General features: G+C 62.6%; 13 protein-coding genes. 5 read left to right on the top strand and 8 right to left on the bottom strand.

All coding sequences use genetic code 11. The features are described from left to right. Window position 1 precedes the first annotated feature (1 nt). Window positions 2–568, bottom strand: coding sequence for a hypothetical protein (locus AC1ECK_RS01525; RefSeq protein ID WP_480315169.1), 567 nt, complete (start codon window positions 566–568; stop codon window positions 2–4). A 617-nt stretch (window positions 569–1,185) separates the two neighbouring features. On the opposite strand from AC1ECK_RS01525, the gene AC1ECK_RS01520 reads away from it, so the two are divergent. Genes AC1ECK_RS01520 through AC1ECK_RS01505 form a run of 4 tightly spaced genes read left to right on the top strand, consistent with a single transcriptional unit; the run spans window position 1,186 to window position 5,771 of the window. Continuing rightward, complete coding sequence (locus AC1ECK_RS01520) at window positions 1,186–2,922, top strand: acetolactate synthase catalytic subunit (RefSeq protein ID WP_480315560.1); 1,737 nt, start codon at window positions 1,186–1,188, stop codon at window positions 2,920–2,922. 59 nt (window positions 2,923–2,981) lie between these two features. After that, complete coding sequence (locus AC1ECK_RS01515; protein WP_480315168.1) at window positions 2,982–3,986, top strand: dihydroxyacetone kinase subunit DhaK; 1,005 nt, start codon at window positions 2,982–2,984, stop codon at window positions 3,984–3,986. Beyond that, window positions 3,983–4,591: a DAK2 domain-containing protein gene (locus tag AC1ECK_RS01510; protein ID WP_480315167.1), complete on the top strand. Its 609-nt coding sequence runs from the start codon at window positions 3,983–3,985 to the stop codon at window positions 4,589–4,591. The genes AC1ECK_RS01515 and AC1ECK_RS01510 overlap by 4 nt, the downstream gene beginning before the upstream one ends. Before the next feature lie 31 nt (window positions 4,592–4,622). Then, window positions 4,623–5,771 (top strand): CaiB/BaiF CoA transferase family protein, encoded by a 1,149-nt coding sequence (locus tag AC1ECK_RS01505; RefSeq protein ID WP_480315166.1) that lies wholly within the window; start codon window positions 4,623–4,625, stop codon window positions 5,769–5,771. 43 nt (window positions 5,772–5,814) lie between these two features. Here AC1ECK_RS01505 and AC1ECK_RS01500 read toward each other — a convergent pair whose 3' ends face one another. The 5 genes from AC1ECK_RS01500 to AC1ECK_RS01480 form a co-directional block, all read right to left on the bottom strand. Further along, window positions 5,815–6,975, bottom strand: a complete 1,161-nt coding sequence (locus tag AC1ECK_RS01500; protein ID WP_480315165.1) for a M24 family metallopeptidase — start codon at window positions 6,973–6,975, stop codon at window positions 5,815–5,817. 63 nt (window positions 6,976–7,038) lie between these two features. After that, a complete protein-coding gene (locus tag AC1ECK_RS01495; RefSeq protein ID WP_480315164.1) occupies window positions 7,039–8,568 on the bottom strand; it encodes an amino acid ABC transporter permease/ATP-binding protein in 1,530 nt (509 codons plus the stop codon). 60 nt (window positions 8,569–8,628) lie between these two features. After that, entirely contained in the window at window positions 8,629–9,465 is an 837-nt protein-coding gene (locus AC1ECK_RS01490) for an ABC transporter substrate-binding protein (RefSeq protein WP_480315163.1), read from the bottom strand. A 67-nt stretch (window positions 9,466–9,532) separates the two neighbouring features. Then, a complete protein-coding gene (locus AC1ECK_RS01485) occupies window positions 9,533–10,750 on the bottom strand; it encodes a M20 family metallo-hydrolase (protein WP_480315162.1) in 1,218 nt (405 codons plus the stop codon). Next, window positions 10,747–11,937 carry a diaminopropionate ammonia-lyase gene (locus AC1ECK_RS01480; RefSeq protein WP_480315161.1) on the bottom strand — a complete coding sequence of 397 codons (1,191 nt, stop codon included), beginning with the start codon at window positions 11,935–11,937 and terminating at the stop codon, window positions 10,747–10,749. The genes AC1ECK_RS01485 and AC1ECK_RS01480 overlap by 4 nt, the downstream gene beginning before the upstream one ends. Window positions 11,938–11,978: 41 nt before the next feature. Here AC1ECK_RS01480 and AC1ECK_RS01475 point away from each other — a divergent pair, with 41 nt between their 5' ends. After that, the gene (locus AC1ECK_RS01475; RefSeq protein ID WP_480315160.1) at window positions 11,979–12,524 is read left to right on the top strand and encodes an Lrp/AsnC family transcriptional regulator; all 546 of its coding nucleotides are present in this window, start codon (window positions 11,979–11,981) and stop codon (window positions 12,522–12,524) included. 52 nt (window positions 12,525–12,576) lie between these two features. On the opposite strand, the gene AC1ECK_RS01470 is transcribed toward AC1ECK_RS01475, so the two are convergent. After that, window positions 12,577–14,073 (bottom strand): GMC oxidoreductase, encoded by a 1,497-nt coding sequence (locus AC1ECK_RS01470; protein ID WP_480315159.1) that lies wholly within the window; start codon window positions 14,071–14,073, stop codon window positions 12,577–12,579. 59 nt (window positions 14,074–14,132) lie between these two features. After that, window positions 14,133–15,131, bottom strand: coding sequence for a Gfo/Idh/MocA family protein (locus AC1ECK_RS01465; RefSeq protein WP_480315158.1), 999 nt, complete (start codon window positions 15,129–15,131; stop codon window positions 14,133–14,135). Between the last annotated feature and the right edge of the window lie 3 nt (window positions 15,132–15,134).

Raw genomic sequence — 15,134 nt, 5'->3', positions numbered from 1 at the left:
CTTACTCCACGTTCCGGATACGCGCGTGACAGGCACACGCTTCCGAGGCGGAAACCAGTTCGAGTCCAGGCAGGCATGCTGCCGCGAACCGGAGTTCCCGCAGACATTCCTGCAGCCGACCGTAGATGCCGGCGATCTCTTGCGTGTGCTGCGCTGCCTGGCCGGAACCCGACGAACGCATGGACGACAGCGCGGCGCTCAATGCGTCCGCCGCTTCGGACAGATGTGCGTGCCCGTGCCTCACTTCAGCCGGCACCCTGAGCGCGGACAGGCGCTCCCGCACCTCATGCTCGCTTTCCTGCACCACCGCAAGCATCGGATGGCCGGCGGCCGCCGCACTGCCGCTCGCGAGCAGCACCAGAATGGCCGCAATTTGCGATGCCGTATCGCGCAACAGATCGAACGTCGACTGCACGTGCAGCAGGTACGCGATCAGCGCATCATTCAGTTTGGCGTCGCGCTCAGGTGCAAAGCGTGCGGCAGGCTTCTTGCCGCGCTTCATGGCATCGACTGCATGACGCGCCAATCCTTCTGGCATCTCCTGGGCAGACAGGATTTCCGCAGACATTGTCTGTGCTCCATATCGTATGAGTGACGCATCTGTCCGGGTTTTGATGGACGTGTCATCACTGCTGTCTCCGTTGCGTGGCAACGCCGGCTTGCACTTTGTTTTTGTCTGACAGGATGACCACGTCGCGTGACGATCCGGCATCCTGACCGTTGATGAAATCTAGCATAAAAACGTTATTATAGAAACGTTTTTATTTCCGGGTGTTCCCTGGTGTGTACGACCGTTTGGGGTTCGCAGATTTCGCTGCACTGCACAGATTCCGATGGTTCCCCCGATCGACATGAGCCGGAAACCAGAAAGCAGCAAGATCAGTGCTTACCCTGAAATAAAAACGTTTTTATAATAACGTTTTTATGCTAGATTGAAAACGTGACCCAGTCGACCGTCATTGCAGCCTGGATGCCACGACCGCTCCGTGCGGAACGCCATTGCGTGGCGCGAGGCTATCGGGCGCCGCCCGAGGCCCGCCGAACGGGGGTTTCGTGCGGCACGCCAAGGGCATAGGTGCGGCATCCGGTCTAAAAACAACGTGCAAACACGCTTTGCGGTGCTGTCGAGCAACGACGCAGGCGGATATCGCCAGGCACCGTAGGGCAATCATGGAGAAAGTCTTGATGCAGTCCAATCAGACGGAAGTCGCAGCGCTTCAAAAGAAAACCGTGGCGCATGCGTTTGCTGCGGCCCTCAAGCGTCACGGTGTCGAGGTCATATTTGGTCAGGCAATCCCAGCCGCGCTTTTCCTGGTGACGCCCGAATATGGGATTCGCCAGATCGGCTACCGCACCGAAAACGCGGGTGCCTACATGGCCGATGCGTATGCCCGTCTGACGCACAAGGTGCCGGTCGTCACCGCGCAGAACGGACCCGCGGCCACCCTGCTCGTGGCTGGGCTGGCCGAAGCGTACAAGGCGTCCGTGCCGATCGTGGCGATCGTGCAGGACGTGCACCGCAAGCAGACGGACAAGAACGCCTTTCAGGAACTCGACCACCTCGACCTGTTCAAGGGCGCGGCAAAATGGGTGCGCCGCGTGACCGAGGCGGAGCGCGTCGAAGACTACGTCGATATGGCGTTCACGGCGGCTGCATCCGGGCGCCCCGGCCCGGCCGTGCTGATCGTTCCGATCGACCTGCTGGTCGAACCCGCCGCCGACACGGTCCGCAAGCATGCCAGCAATCTCGGCACCTTCCCGCTCGACCGCAGCGTGGCCGCGCCCGCGATGATCGAAGCCGCAGCCGACCTTCTGGCCGGCGCGAAAGCCCCGCTGATCATTGCGGGCGGCGGCGTGCACACGTCGGACGCCACCGCGGAACTCGCGCAGCTTCAGGAGCTGGCCTCTCTTCCCGTCGCCACCACCGCGATGGGCAAAGGGGCGGTCGACGAAACCCATCCTCTTTCGGTAGGCGTGGTGGGCTATTTCATGGGAACACGCAGCCGCACGCGGCATCTTCGGCCGCTGGTCGAAGATGCGGACGTCATCGTGCTGGTCGGCAATCGCACCAATCAGAACGGTACGGATAGCTGGAGCCTGTATCCCAGCGGCGCCCGATACATCCATATCGACATCGACGGCCAGGAGATCGGCCGCAACTACGACGCGCTGCGCCTCGTCGGCGACGCCAGGCTTTGCCTCGCGGCGCTGACGCAAGCGCTGCAGCGGCGCGACCTCGCGAAGCGCGTGTCGCGGCGCGACGCAATCGTCGAGACGATTGCCGAGGGCCGCGCCAAATGGCAATCGGACATGCGCGCCGCGGTCGATCTGAATGCGACCCCGGTTCGCCCTGAGCGCCTGATGGCCGATCTCGACAGCATCCTGACGCCGGAAACCATCGTCGTGGCGGACGCGAGCTATTCGTCGATCTGGGTCGCCAACTTCCTGACGGCGCGCGGCCTGGGAACCCGGTTCGTGACGCCTCGCGGCCTCGCGGGTCTTGGCTGGGGGCTTCCCTTCGCGCTTGGCGCCAAGACGGCGCGTCCCGATGCGCCGGTTTTCGCGCTCGTCGGCGACGGCGGTTTCGCGCACGTCTGGTCGGAACTGGAGACGGCAAAGCGCTCCGGCCTGAATCTGGTGCTGGTGGTGCTTAATAACCAGATTCTCGGCTACGAGAAGCATGCGGAAAAAGTCTTCTTCAACAACTACTCGAATGCCTGCGATTTCGAAGCGGTCGATCATGCCGCGATCGCGCGCGCCTGCGGTTGCCATGGCGTGCGCGTCGAACATCCCGACGAATTCCTTCCGGCACTGAAAGCAGGCTTTGCGGCCGAAGGCGTGACGGTCATCGACGTGATCACCGACCAGACCGCCTATCCGCCGGTAACCGTCTTCGAACAGCAGGCCAACCTGCGTTATTGATCAACGAGTGCGGCGCTGCCCGGATCTCAGATGAGCGCAGCGCCGTTGTGGAGGCAAACTTGAAGAAATTATTGAACCGCCCCGACGCGTATGCCGACGAGGCGCTTGCCGGTCTGTGCGCGGCACACCCCGGCATCTATCGTCAGCTCGGCGAAGCCGGCCGCGTGATCGCGCGCGCGAAGCCGCAACGCGAAGGAAAGGTCGGCGTGGTGTCGGGCGGAGGCTCCGGGCATCTGCCGACGTTTGCGGGCTTCGTCGGCGAAGGTTTGCTGGACGCCTGCTCGGTCGGCAACGTCTTCGCCGGTCCGGCCGTGCACGACTGCATGGCCGCCGCCACGGCCGCCAACGGCGGCAACGGTGTGCTGTTTCTCTACGGCAACTACGGCGGCGACAGGATGAACTTCAACATGGCCGCTGAAATGCTGGAACTCGAAGGTATCGCCACGAAGACGGTCCTCGTCGCCGACGACGTAGGCAGCGCATCGAAAGCCGAGCGCGAGAAACGCCGCGGCGTCGCGGGCCTGATCTATCCGTACAAGGCGGCCGGCGCAAAAGCGGAGCAAGCGGGGGCGACGCTGGAAAGCGTCACCGCTGTCGCGCAGAAAGCGGCCGACGCCACTGTGACGATCGGCGTCGCATTGACGCCGTGCACCGTTCCCGAGGCAGGACGCCCCACCTTCTCGATCGACGATGGCGAGATGGAACTCGGCATGGGCATTCACGGCGAACCCGGCATCCATCGCGGTCCGCTGATGAGCGCCGACGCAACGGCCGATGCGATGCTGGAACAGCTGCTCGACGATAGCCGCATCGGCAAGGGGGAACGCGTGTCGATTCTCGTCAACTCGCTCGGCGCGACGCCGCTCGAGGAACTCTACATCCTCTATCGACGCGTAGCCGCTACGCTCGGCAAGCGGGGCATCGAGATCGTCCTGCCGCGTGTGGGCCGTTACGCGACATCGATGGAGATGGCCGGCGCGTCGCTTTCTTTGTGCCGGCTCGACAGCGAGCTCGAAACGCTGCTGCGCGCACCGGCTGTCTGTCCGTTCTGGAGTGCCGTATGACGCCGATCAGCGTTGACGAGATCGCGGCCGCGCTGCTTCGCTGCGCCGACAAGGTCGACGATTTCGCGCCCGAACTCAATCGACTCGACGGCCAACTCGGCGACGGCGACCTCGGCGCGACGCTGCAGAAATGCGCGGCACAGATCAAGACCGCCCTCGCGTCGCCCGCAGGCTCCCTGGACAGCTTGTTCCGCGCCTGCGCGAGCGCCTGTACGCGCGCGTCGGGTTCGAGCTTTGGTACATTGTTAGGAGTCGCATTCGTGGCATGCGCGAAACAGACCGCCGGCCAGACAGCGCTCTCGCCCGATGCCTTGCCCGGTCTGCTCAAAAACGTGCTGGACGCGCTGATTGTTCGCGGCGGCGCGTCGCTCGGGGACAAGACGGTGCTGGACCCGCTTGCCGCCGTTCAGGCCGCGGTGACGGGACTTGCCGATCGCGCGAGTCAGTATCGCGCGTCCGTCGAAGCGGTCGATGCGACACTGGAAACGTACCGCGGCAAGCCGAACCGGATAGGCCGTGCCCGAATGTTCGCCGAGCGTTCGATCGGCCTGGACGATCCGGGCATGGTCGCGTTCAAACATCTGTTGCACGCCGTCGCGGCATAAAATCAAATCAACGATCTCGGAGACATCAGTAATGGCTGGCTCGCTGGAAGGAATCAGGGTACTGGATCTGTCGCGCTACATAGCAGGCCCCATGTGTGCGATGCAGTTGGCGGACATGGGTGCCGACGTGATCAAGGTGGAACGCACGGGAATGGGCGAGGACACGCGCCTGAACCTGCCGCAGATCAATGGCGAAAGCCTCTATTTCATGACGTTCAACCGCAACAAGCGGAGCGTCGCGCTCGATTTCCGCGCTCCCGAAGATCAGGAAAAACTTCGCCGGCTCGCCAGCAAGGCGGATGTGCTGATCGAAAATTTCCGGCCCGGCACGATGGAGAAGATGGGCTGCGGCTGGGAAGAACTGCATGCGCTGAACCCTCGCCTCGTGATGGTGCGGATATCCGGATTCGGTCAGAGCGGCCCGCTCGCCAACCGCGCCTGCTTCGATGCCATCGCCCAGGCGATGAGCGGGCTGATGAGCATGACCGGTCAAGCCGACGGCCCGCCCACGCTGGCGGGGACGTTTATGGTCGACTATTCGTCCGCGCTGTACGCAACAATCGGCACGCTCGGAGCATTGCATGCCCGTCAGACCACCGGCAAAGGGCAACTCGTCGAAGCAACCTTGCTCGAAAGCGCCATCAGTCTTCTCGTCACGGCCATTCCCGAGCAGGCGCAACTCGGCACGACGATGTCCCGGTGCGGAAACCTCGACCGCTATACCGCGCCGGTGAACAGCTACCTGGCGTCGGACGGCGGATGGGTCTACCTCGCGGCAGGGACCGACGCGTTGTTTCCGCGCCTCGTCGCCGCGATGCAACAGCCCAGCCTGCTCGACGATGCTCGGTTTGCGACCGCACATGCGCGGCTCGCCAACGGGCCCGCCATCGACGTGGTGGTCGCGCAGTGGGTCAAGAGCAGGACTGCCGACGAAGTGGTCGACGCGATGGATGCAGCGGCCGTGCCTTGCGCCAAGGTCGCGACGCTCGACGAGGTCGTCCAGAATCCGCAACTGCTGGCGCGCGAGCAGATCGTCGACATCGACCATCCTGTTGCCGGGCACTACACGACGCACGGCGTCACGGTAAAGCTCTCCGATACCCCCAGCTCGATCCGTCGGCCGCCGCCGACGTTGGGACAGCACAGCGCGGAGGTGCTGCGCGAGTGGGGGGTGGAGTGAGCGTGCCGCCACGAACGACGGAGGTGACTTTTCTCTGGTGGGGTCAGTCGATGACGAGCATTTCCCGAGGCGCGCGCGTCGTCAGGAGATCCGCGCCGTCATGAGTGATAGCGATATTCTCCTCGTGGACAATCATCTTGCCTGGCGCGTATTCCATGCCCGGTTCGATTGTGATGACCATGCCCGCCTCGAGGACGGCTTCGTCGTCTGCGCTGTTCGAAGGCGGCTCCGTCAACTGCAGGCCGAGTCCGTGGCCGAGGCGCCCCACGTTGTTGCCGCGCATGCCGGCAGGTTCCAGGATATCCATCATGGTGCGCCACAGGTCGCGGACCCGCGTGCCGGGGCGAGCTGCGCGAATGCCTGCTTCGGTGGCCAGCCAGACGGCTTCGTGTGCTTTCGCGGCCGCATCCGCAATCTTTCCAACCGCGTAGTTGCGATCGAAGTCGCAGAAGTAGCCGTGCGTGGTTGCGCCGACGTCGACGATCAGCACGTCGCCCTCGCCCAGCTCACGCGCCTTGGGCCGCGAGATGATTTCGGGGTAGCCGCCCTCGCCCGACGCACAGGCCATGAACGGCACGGCATGGGCGCCTCGTTTGAGGATGTCGATGGTCAATTCGCGGCACACTTCCACTTCGGTCATGCCCTTTCGGGTGAAACCCGGCAGCGCCTCGAACGCACGGCTGACGATCTGGCCTGACGTGCGGATCATCTCTATCTCGGCTTGCGACTTGATGTTCCGGACTTCCCAGATACACGGGGAGCCGTCGACGAACTGGCATGTAGCAAGGTTCTTTTGCACCTGCAAGAAGTCGGTCACCGGCATTCGAAGCACGGATTCACGGCCCAGTTCGAAGCCGACGCGCCCGAAGCGCCGCGGCAATTCCTGCAATGTCGACGACAGAAGGGACACACCTTCGTCCTGAGGACGCGGCGCGGGCCACGTGCGAATGCTGCCAACCGCGTAGGTCGCGATAACGGGTTCGCCTATCTCGGGGATAACCGCGATTGTTTCGCCGCCGGCGGGGATCACCAGAAACCACGGCCGTGCCGGGCTTTCCCAGAACTGCGTGTCGTAACCCGTGAAATAACGATAGTTGGGGGGCGCGGTGATCACGAGCGCATCCAGTTCATGACTGCGCATGCTTTTCTGCACACGCTCGATACGGTTCGCAAATTCGAGCGCGGAGAAGGGAAGAACGTTCATGCTAACCTCACTTGGTAGTTCATATGTGTCATATGCGACTGGCAGGAGCGGTACGCCGGAGCGTCACGCGCTCATTTCAATCTGATAACCCTTGAGAAACCGCGCCACGCGCGATTCTCGACCCAACTTCGCATACTCGTCAGGCGCCATGTCGTGGACGACGTGTCCGCCCTCCATGAACACGATCCGGTCGGAAATGCGCATGGCGAAGTCGATCTCGTGCGTCACCACGACCATGGTCATGCCCTCGCGCGCAAGGCTCTCGATGACCTTCAGCACTTCACCGACGAGCTCCGGATCCAGCGCCGAAGTCGGCTCGTCGAAGAGGACGATCGCGGGCTCCATCGCCAGCGCACGTGCGATGGCCACGCGTTGCTGCTGGCCGCCCGAGAGCTGATGAGGATACTTGTTCGCATGCGCGTGAAGCCCTACCTTGTCGAGCAGCTTCAAACCCCGCGCCTTGCGCTCCGCTTTGGTCAGCCGGTCGTGATAAGCAGGCGCGAGCGTCAGGTTTTCCAGCACCGTACGATGCGGGAACAAGTTGAAGTTCTGGAAAACCATCCCGACGTTCAGAATCCCTTGCCGGTAGTGCGAGTGCGGGAACCGGCCGTGTGCACTGTCCGGCGACCGCAGGAAGGGTTCGCCATTCAGATGCACTTCGCCGTCGTCGAGCGCTTCGAGGCCGTTGAGCGTGCGAATCAGCGACGTCTTGCCGGACCCCGAAGGACCGATGATGGAGACGACTTCCCCCGTGTTGACTCTCAGATCGACGCCCTTGAGCACGTGGTGATCGCCATACTTCTTGTGGATGCCGATTCCTTCGATTGCCGGCCGGCTCTCGCGGCGTTCGCGCAGCACGGCATCCATGGTCACGACGCTGCGTTCGGAACCGGCGTGCTCCTCCGACATCCGCGCGGTGCGGCGGGTGAAATCGATACGCTTCTCGACATAACCAAGCAGATAGCCGAACGCGGTCACGACGACGACGTAGTAGAACGCCACGGCGAGCATCGTCTCAAGTACCTTGAAATTCTGCGTGTACAGACGTTCGCCGACCAACAGGATCTCACCGAGCGAAATCACGGAGACGAGCGACGTCAGCTTGACGATCGTGATGTATTCGTTGATGAGCGTGGGGAGCGCGACCCGGAATGCCTGCGGCAATACGATCAGCCGATGCATGCCAAGGTAGCCGATACCCAGCGCCCGCCCAGCCTCGATCTGCCCCTTCGCGACGGCAGCGAGTCCGCCACGGTGAATCTCCGCCACATAGGCCGTCTCGCTGAGCGACAACGCGATCAACCCCGCGTAGAGCGGATTCGACAGCACGCCGCCGGTCCACGGCAGCACTTGCGGCAGGTTGTAGACGAAGATCAGCAGCACGAGCAGCGGCAAGCTGCGAAAGAACCAGACGTACGCGCGACACGCGGCGCGTACGGGGAAGCTGGAAGATTGCTTGCCCAGAGCAAAGAAAAACCCCAACACAATGCTGATGACCCAGCTCAGAACGCTCAGTTCCACTACCAGCCAGGTCGCCTCCCAGAACGCCTTGTACGACAGAAGTGAGAGGGCATACCGCCAGTCAAAATCCATGTCTTCGCTCCGGTTCGGGACTGCCGCATGTGCACGGCAGGCCCGTTTGCCACACACGTATCACTGCGCCGTGCCCATTGCCCGCGCCACGTCCTGCGCCGTGGGTTCGGACAGGTTGTACTTCTTCAGCAAGGCCTGATACTCACCGTCCTTCTTCATGGTGGCGAATACATCGGCGACTTGCTGCCTGATGCCGTCGTTACCCTTTTTGAACGCGATACCGCAGACGACAGGATTCATCGTGCCCGTCGAGGTGATGACAAGCCGTCCGTGCAACTTGTCCGCGATCATCTTCGCCACACCCGAGTCGTCGTACTGCGCGTCCACGGCATTCGACAACAAGGCCTGTGCCGCTTCGGACGACGTATCGTATTCATGCACGTCGATCACGCCTTTGCCGGCGGACTTGCACGCTTTGTCCGACACGTCGTGCAGGAGCGGCACCCAGGCGGCGCCCTTCAGCGACCCGACTCGCTTGCCGCACAGGTCCGCCATGCTCGTCGGCTTGAAGCCGCTCGACGCGTTGGCGAGCAACGATCCGCCCGTCATGAAATACGGAATGAAGTCCAGGGTTTTAGCGCGTTCCGGCGTGACATACAGCGCCGAGACGATCACGTCGTAGCGGTTGCCCGTCAATCCGAGAATCAGGTTGGCGAATCGTGTATCGACGAATGCCGGTTTGAGCTTGAGGTGCGCGGACATCTTCGCCACGAACTCCGGATCGAAGCCCATCGGGGTCGTTCCGTCCAACGATTCGTAGGGCGGATACGTCATGTCGCTGCCGACCGTGAGCGTACCCGGCGTGAGCGTTGCCGCCGAAGCGCAGACGCTGGCAACGGAACAGAGCAGCGAGATCATCAGCGCGCGCGTCGCCGATCGGAGGTTGAATGATTTCATGGCGTGTGTTCTCAAGATAGGTAAGTAAAGACAGCATGGGGTTGTCGGGCTGGATGCTCGTGTTCGCTCACAAGTCGATCAGTTCTCCGAGGGTTTCGAGCAAGACCGTGGCGCCTGCAGCCAGATGCTCGGGGCTCGAAAACTCGCGCGGGTTATGGCTTATGCCTTCGCGGCTCGGCACGAAAATCATCGCGGTCGGGCAGACTCTCGCCATCATCTGCGCGTCGTGGCTCGCGCCCGACACCATGCGCAAGGAGGCAAGCGATTGCCGCGCCGCCACGTTCTCGATCCGCTCGCACAGAGACGCGCTGAATCGCACAGCCGCATGACGTGCGGTACAGACGGCGCTCACGTCGAAGCCCTTGGCACGAAGCGCCGCAATCGCATCGCTCAGGGCGGCCTCGGCGCGCGCGAGCGTGCGATCGTCGGGGTCGCGCATGTCGAGGGTGAAGGTCGCCTTGCCGGGCACGACGTTGATGGCGCCCGGCTCGACCGAAAAGGTGCCGACCGTCGCAACGGCGGGCACGCGCATCTCTGTCGAGCGTTTCATGACGTCGCCAATCATATTCATCGCCGCAGCCGCCGCATCGTGGCGCAATGTCATTGGCGTCGTTCCGGCGTGATTGGCCCGCCCCGCCACGCCGATCGTCCACCACGAGTAGCCTTGCACGCCTTCCACGATGCCGATCGGAATACCCTCGACGTCGAGCACCGGCCCCTGTTCGATATGCAATTCGACGAATACGCCCGGCAGCAGCGCCCACGGCGCGTGCTCGCCGGCGTAGCCGATACGCCGCAATTCTTCGCCGAATTGCTGGCCGTCGGTCGATACCAGCCGCAGCGCGTCGTCGATGCTCATTTCCTTGGCCATGACGCGCGAGCCGAGCAGATCGGGCATGTAGCGCACGCCCTCCTCGTTCGTGAACGCCGAAACGACTAGCGAGCGCCGTGGCTTCACGCCCGCCTTGCGGATCGCATCCAGCGCTTCGATGCCCGCGACCACGCCGTAGCAGCCGTCCAGGGCGCCGGCGCGCCTCACCGTATCGATGTGGGAGCCCGTCATGACCGGCTCGTCGTCGCTTTCGCCGCGCAACACGCAGTGAATGTTGCCGATCGCATCGACACAGACCTCCGCGCCGGTCTCGCGCATCCATGCCGAAACGAGGTCCCGGCCGATGCGGTCTTCTTCGGTCAGCGCGAGGCGCGAACGTCCCTCGCCTTCGACGCCGCCGATCCGGCCGAGCGCCTCGAGGCGCGCGACGAGACGAGAATCGTCAATCTTCACTGGACTGTCTCCTCGCCGCCGATCAGCGCGCGATAAGCAGCGGCGTCCGTAGCGCCTTCGGTGTTGAACAGGAGAACGATCGACTGCTCGTCGAGACCCAACGCGTCGCGCGCCTCATCGGAACGCAAAGCCTGCAGCAATCCTGCGAGCCCGGCGCCGCCGCTTTCGCCGCTGACGATACGCGGATCGCCCTGGCGCGGTTTGGCGAGCATCCTCATCGCCTCGATTGCAGCCGACTCCTCAATCGTGATGAATGCATGCGCCGTACGCTGCAAAATGCGCCACGCAATGGCCGAAGGCTCGTAGCACTCCAGCATGGCCATCACGGTCGGCTGATTGGCATCGATGCGCGTGGCGGCACCCACGACGGCACTTTCGAAAAGGCAGGCCGCCCGCTCAGGCTCCACAACCACCACGCGGGGCGCACGATCGCCGAGCTTCAACCGAAGGAAGGCCGCCACGGCCGCGGCGTAACCGCCGACGCCGGCCTGAAGAAACACATGCGTGGGCTGCACGCCCGCGCCGAAGGTCTGCTGGAGCGCCTCCTCGGCCATCACGAGATAACCCTGCATGACCCGCGAGGGAATTTCCTCGTATCCCGGCCAGGACGTGTCGGACACGACTTGCCAGCCGTGTTCGGCCGCGGCCGAGTTCAACGCGGCGATAGAGTCATCGTAATTGCCCGCGGTGCGGGTCACCGACGCGCCCTCGGCTTCGATCGCCGCGATTCGCGCGCCGCTCACGCCGGCGTGAACGAAGACCTCGCTTCGCGCGCCGGACAGACGCGCGCCCGCCGCGACCGCCCGCCCATGATTGCCGTCCGTCGCACACGCGAAAGTCATCCCGCTTGCGATCTCCCTTACGGCAGGGTCGTTCAGTTGTTCCGGCTGAACTTCGCGACCGAGGCGCCGGCGGGCTTCCGCGATGACCAGACGGATGACTGCATGCGTTCCGCCCAATGCCTTGAAGCTGCCGAGCCGCGAGCGGGTGCTTTCGTCCTTGATGAGAATGCCGCCAGCCCGCAGCGCGCCCGAGAGCGCAGGCAGGGAATGCAAGCGGGTCTCCTGATAAGGCACGTGGCTCAGAAAGCGCCGGACTTCTTCGACGACGCGCGGATGGAAGTTCGCCTCGTCCGAGGCGTCCAGGGTAGCGCCGAAGAGAGCCGACGTATTGGTATGAACACGCATTTTGCTGGAATCCGAGTGGCAACGATGAAAGTTTATTTCTCATGGAAGCTGTTTTATTATTAAGTTTGACGCCCAATACGAGAAAAATTCTCATGTCATCCACTCCGGCAGTCGAACTCGACAGCTTTGATCTGAAGATCCTGGAGATCGTGCAGAGAGACAATCAGACGCCGCACCGGATGATTGCGAACGCAATTAACCTTTCTGTGCCGTCAATCGCGAGACGGTTGCAGCGGCTACGTGCGCAAGGCGTGATTGCAGCCGATAAGAGCGTGCTCAAGCCGGAGGCAGTCGGCGCACTGGTGACGCTGATCGTGCACGTAGCGGCCGAGAGCGAAGCAATCGAGCTGCTGGACTCGATGAAAACTCGATTCAGGTCGTGTCCGCAGGTGCAGCAGTGCTATTACGTGACAGGAGATGTCGACTTCATCCTCATCATGTCGACGCGCGACATGGCGGAGTACACAGCCCTGACCCGAGCATTATTTTTCGCGGAAGGCAACGTTAAGCACTTCAGAACGTTCGTGGCGATGGAACGGGTGAAGAGTTCGCTCGACGTGCCGATTGAGCAGAAGCTCAAGGGATAGGGCTGCCGATGTGGCCAGGCTGGCCCGATGCTGGCGGAACACGCGACGCGACCTATCGGCCGAGGTCATACCGCCTGATGTGCTGAGCGGTTCGCAGTGCAAGCGCCGCTACGGTCAACGACGGGTTGACAGCGGCTGATGTCACGAGGCAACTGGCATCCGCTACAAACAGATTCGGATGGTCGTATGCCCGCCCGTACGGGTCGAGAGGTGCAGTTGCCGCGTCGTCGCCAATCCGGATGGTTCCGCATTGGTGTGACGTGGTGCTCCGGTCAAAGGCGCGGGAAACCGTGAGCCGGAATCCAGCCTCCTTCAGGCAGGCGCTCATGCGCTCCTTGAGCATACGGTGCGACTTCATGTTCGAGCGTCGCCAGTTCAAAACCACGCGGGAACCGTCGAGAAAGACCCTGCTCTCCGGGTCCGGAAGATCTTCGCTCATCAAAAGAATATCGGCAGTATGGTTGGCCGCCCTTTGCAGCAAGCCCTCAGGGAGGTGACGCAGTTTTCCCTTGAGGATCTGTCCCGACACGCGGCCAAGTAACTGCACATGCCCCAAAGGTGGTCCACCTCGTTGGTCATCGAGGTAGAAGTCGTTGACGCCGAAGGTCTTTTGATAAACGGAGTCGTTGTTAAACCCTGGATCGTAGGCCAGCAGTGCCGTGAGGTTGTGGTTCATGAAATGGCGCCCCACCATTCCCGACCCGTTAGCCAGCCCGTCTTTGCCGGATGCCAGCAGAATCTTGGTGGACCGAACAGCGCCGGCGGCAAGCACATACAAGCCACCTGTAATCCGCTTGACCTCATTGTTTTGCCTGTACTCGACGCTCGCGATCTTTTGAGACCCAGCGTCTCGAATCAGGCGTAATACCTCTGCCCCGCTTTCGAGCTTCACGTTGGGATGCTGCAATGCTGGAAGCAAGGCGCATGTTTCCGCGTCCATCTTCCCCGATCGGGCATCCGGAAACGCATCCCAAGGCGTCGCGCCGTGAGCGAGCCATGTGTCGATATCGACGGCGAGCGGAAGCGAAAACGGCTGGAGCCCGACTTTCCTCAGTCTTTCGCGCAGGTTCGCAATCGACGGCTCATCCGCGACGGGAGGAAAGAGGTAGGGCCTATCATGCTGCGGCTCAGTCGGGTCCTCGCCCAGTTGGCCGCGTACCTTGAAAAGATCTTCCGCGACCTGATACCACGGTGCGATCTCCTCGTAGGTGAAGGGCCAGCGCGGAGCACTCCCCTCGAGGTGGTCGACGCCAAGAAAGTCGTTCGCGCGATAGCGCATCAGCACAGCGCCGTAGAATTTCGTATTGCCGCCGTGATAATAGTAGTTGCCCGGTACGAATTCACGCCTCTTGACGTCATACCACCTCTCAGCCGGAAGAAACACACCTTGCTGAAAGATCGCCCTGGCGTCGCGGTTCGCCGGAGCCACAGGCAGTTGTTGTCCGTACTCCAGAATGACAATCCTCGCGCCCGTCGACGCCAGGGCGTGCGCCATGCACGCCCCGCCCATGCCGGAGCCTATGATTACAACATCCGCGTATTCGGTCATTCACAGTCCTGAGGTCATGCCTGGGAGCCAACCTCGACACGAGGTCGGAGTCCGCATAGTTACATTTTGATCGCGACCTTCGATCCACTACGGCCCGATTCCAATGCGGCGATGGCTGCCGCAAGCGAGCGGATTCCGTCAACGCCCGATGCGGCCGGCTCCCCTTGCCCGGCAACCGCATCGGCAAACAAGGTCAGGCCGCGCTCATAGAGATTGTTCCGCTCGACCTCGAGCGTTTCGGACCCCGCCGCCGTTCTCAGAACGACTTCGCCGATCGGCTCTTGCGTCATGACGTCGGTCGCGAGCAGCGAACCCTCTGTGCCGTGTATCTCCAGGCCAGTCGACGCGTACTTTGTGGTGAAGGCGTCATGTGTCTGGGCGATAAGACCGCTTTCGAACTCGAAGATCGTCATGGCGCCATCCTCTACCTCGCCTTGACCCAGGCCCGCCTGTTGTGTCATGCAGACCACGCTGCTGGGTTCGTCGGCCAGAAGAAAGCGCAAGGTGTCGATATCGTGCGTCGTGATGTCGAGGATGACGCCCGCCCCCGCTTCCGGCCTGTTGAGCCGCCACCCCTGCAGATTCACCGGCAGGTACCGCGCATGGAAGACACGCGCGAACAGAGGCTTGCCGATCCGGCCATCCGCGATCGCCTTCCTCATCGCGCGGTGCGTGCCAGCGTTACGCAGGTGGTGATTCGTGGCGAACACCAACCCGGAGCGTTCTGCCGCCTCGACCATTTCTCTCGCGTCAGCAATCGATGTCGCCAGCGGCTTCTCGCAGAGAACGTGCTTGCACGCTTCCAGCGCAGCGAGCGCCTGCGGGGTATGAAGCTCGTTGGTGGTGGAGACGTATACCGCGTCGATCTCCTCGCGCAGCAGCGCGGCAATATCCGTTGTGTGATGCGGGATGCCGTTTGCTGCGGCGAAGTCCTTGCCGCGCTGTGCGTCGGAGGACATCACGGCCACCACCTCGCCACCGGTGTTTCGCATCGCGGGGATCATCCAGAGTTTCGCAATCGTCGTTGCGCCAATCAATCCCCATCTGATTCTATTCATCAC

This window comes from Paraburkholderia sp. SSBN10T (assembly GCF_056619545.1).
The sequence above is the reverse complement of the archived record's forward strand: the minus strand, read 5'-3'. Positions and strand labels throughout refer to the sequence as shown.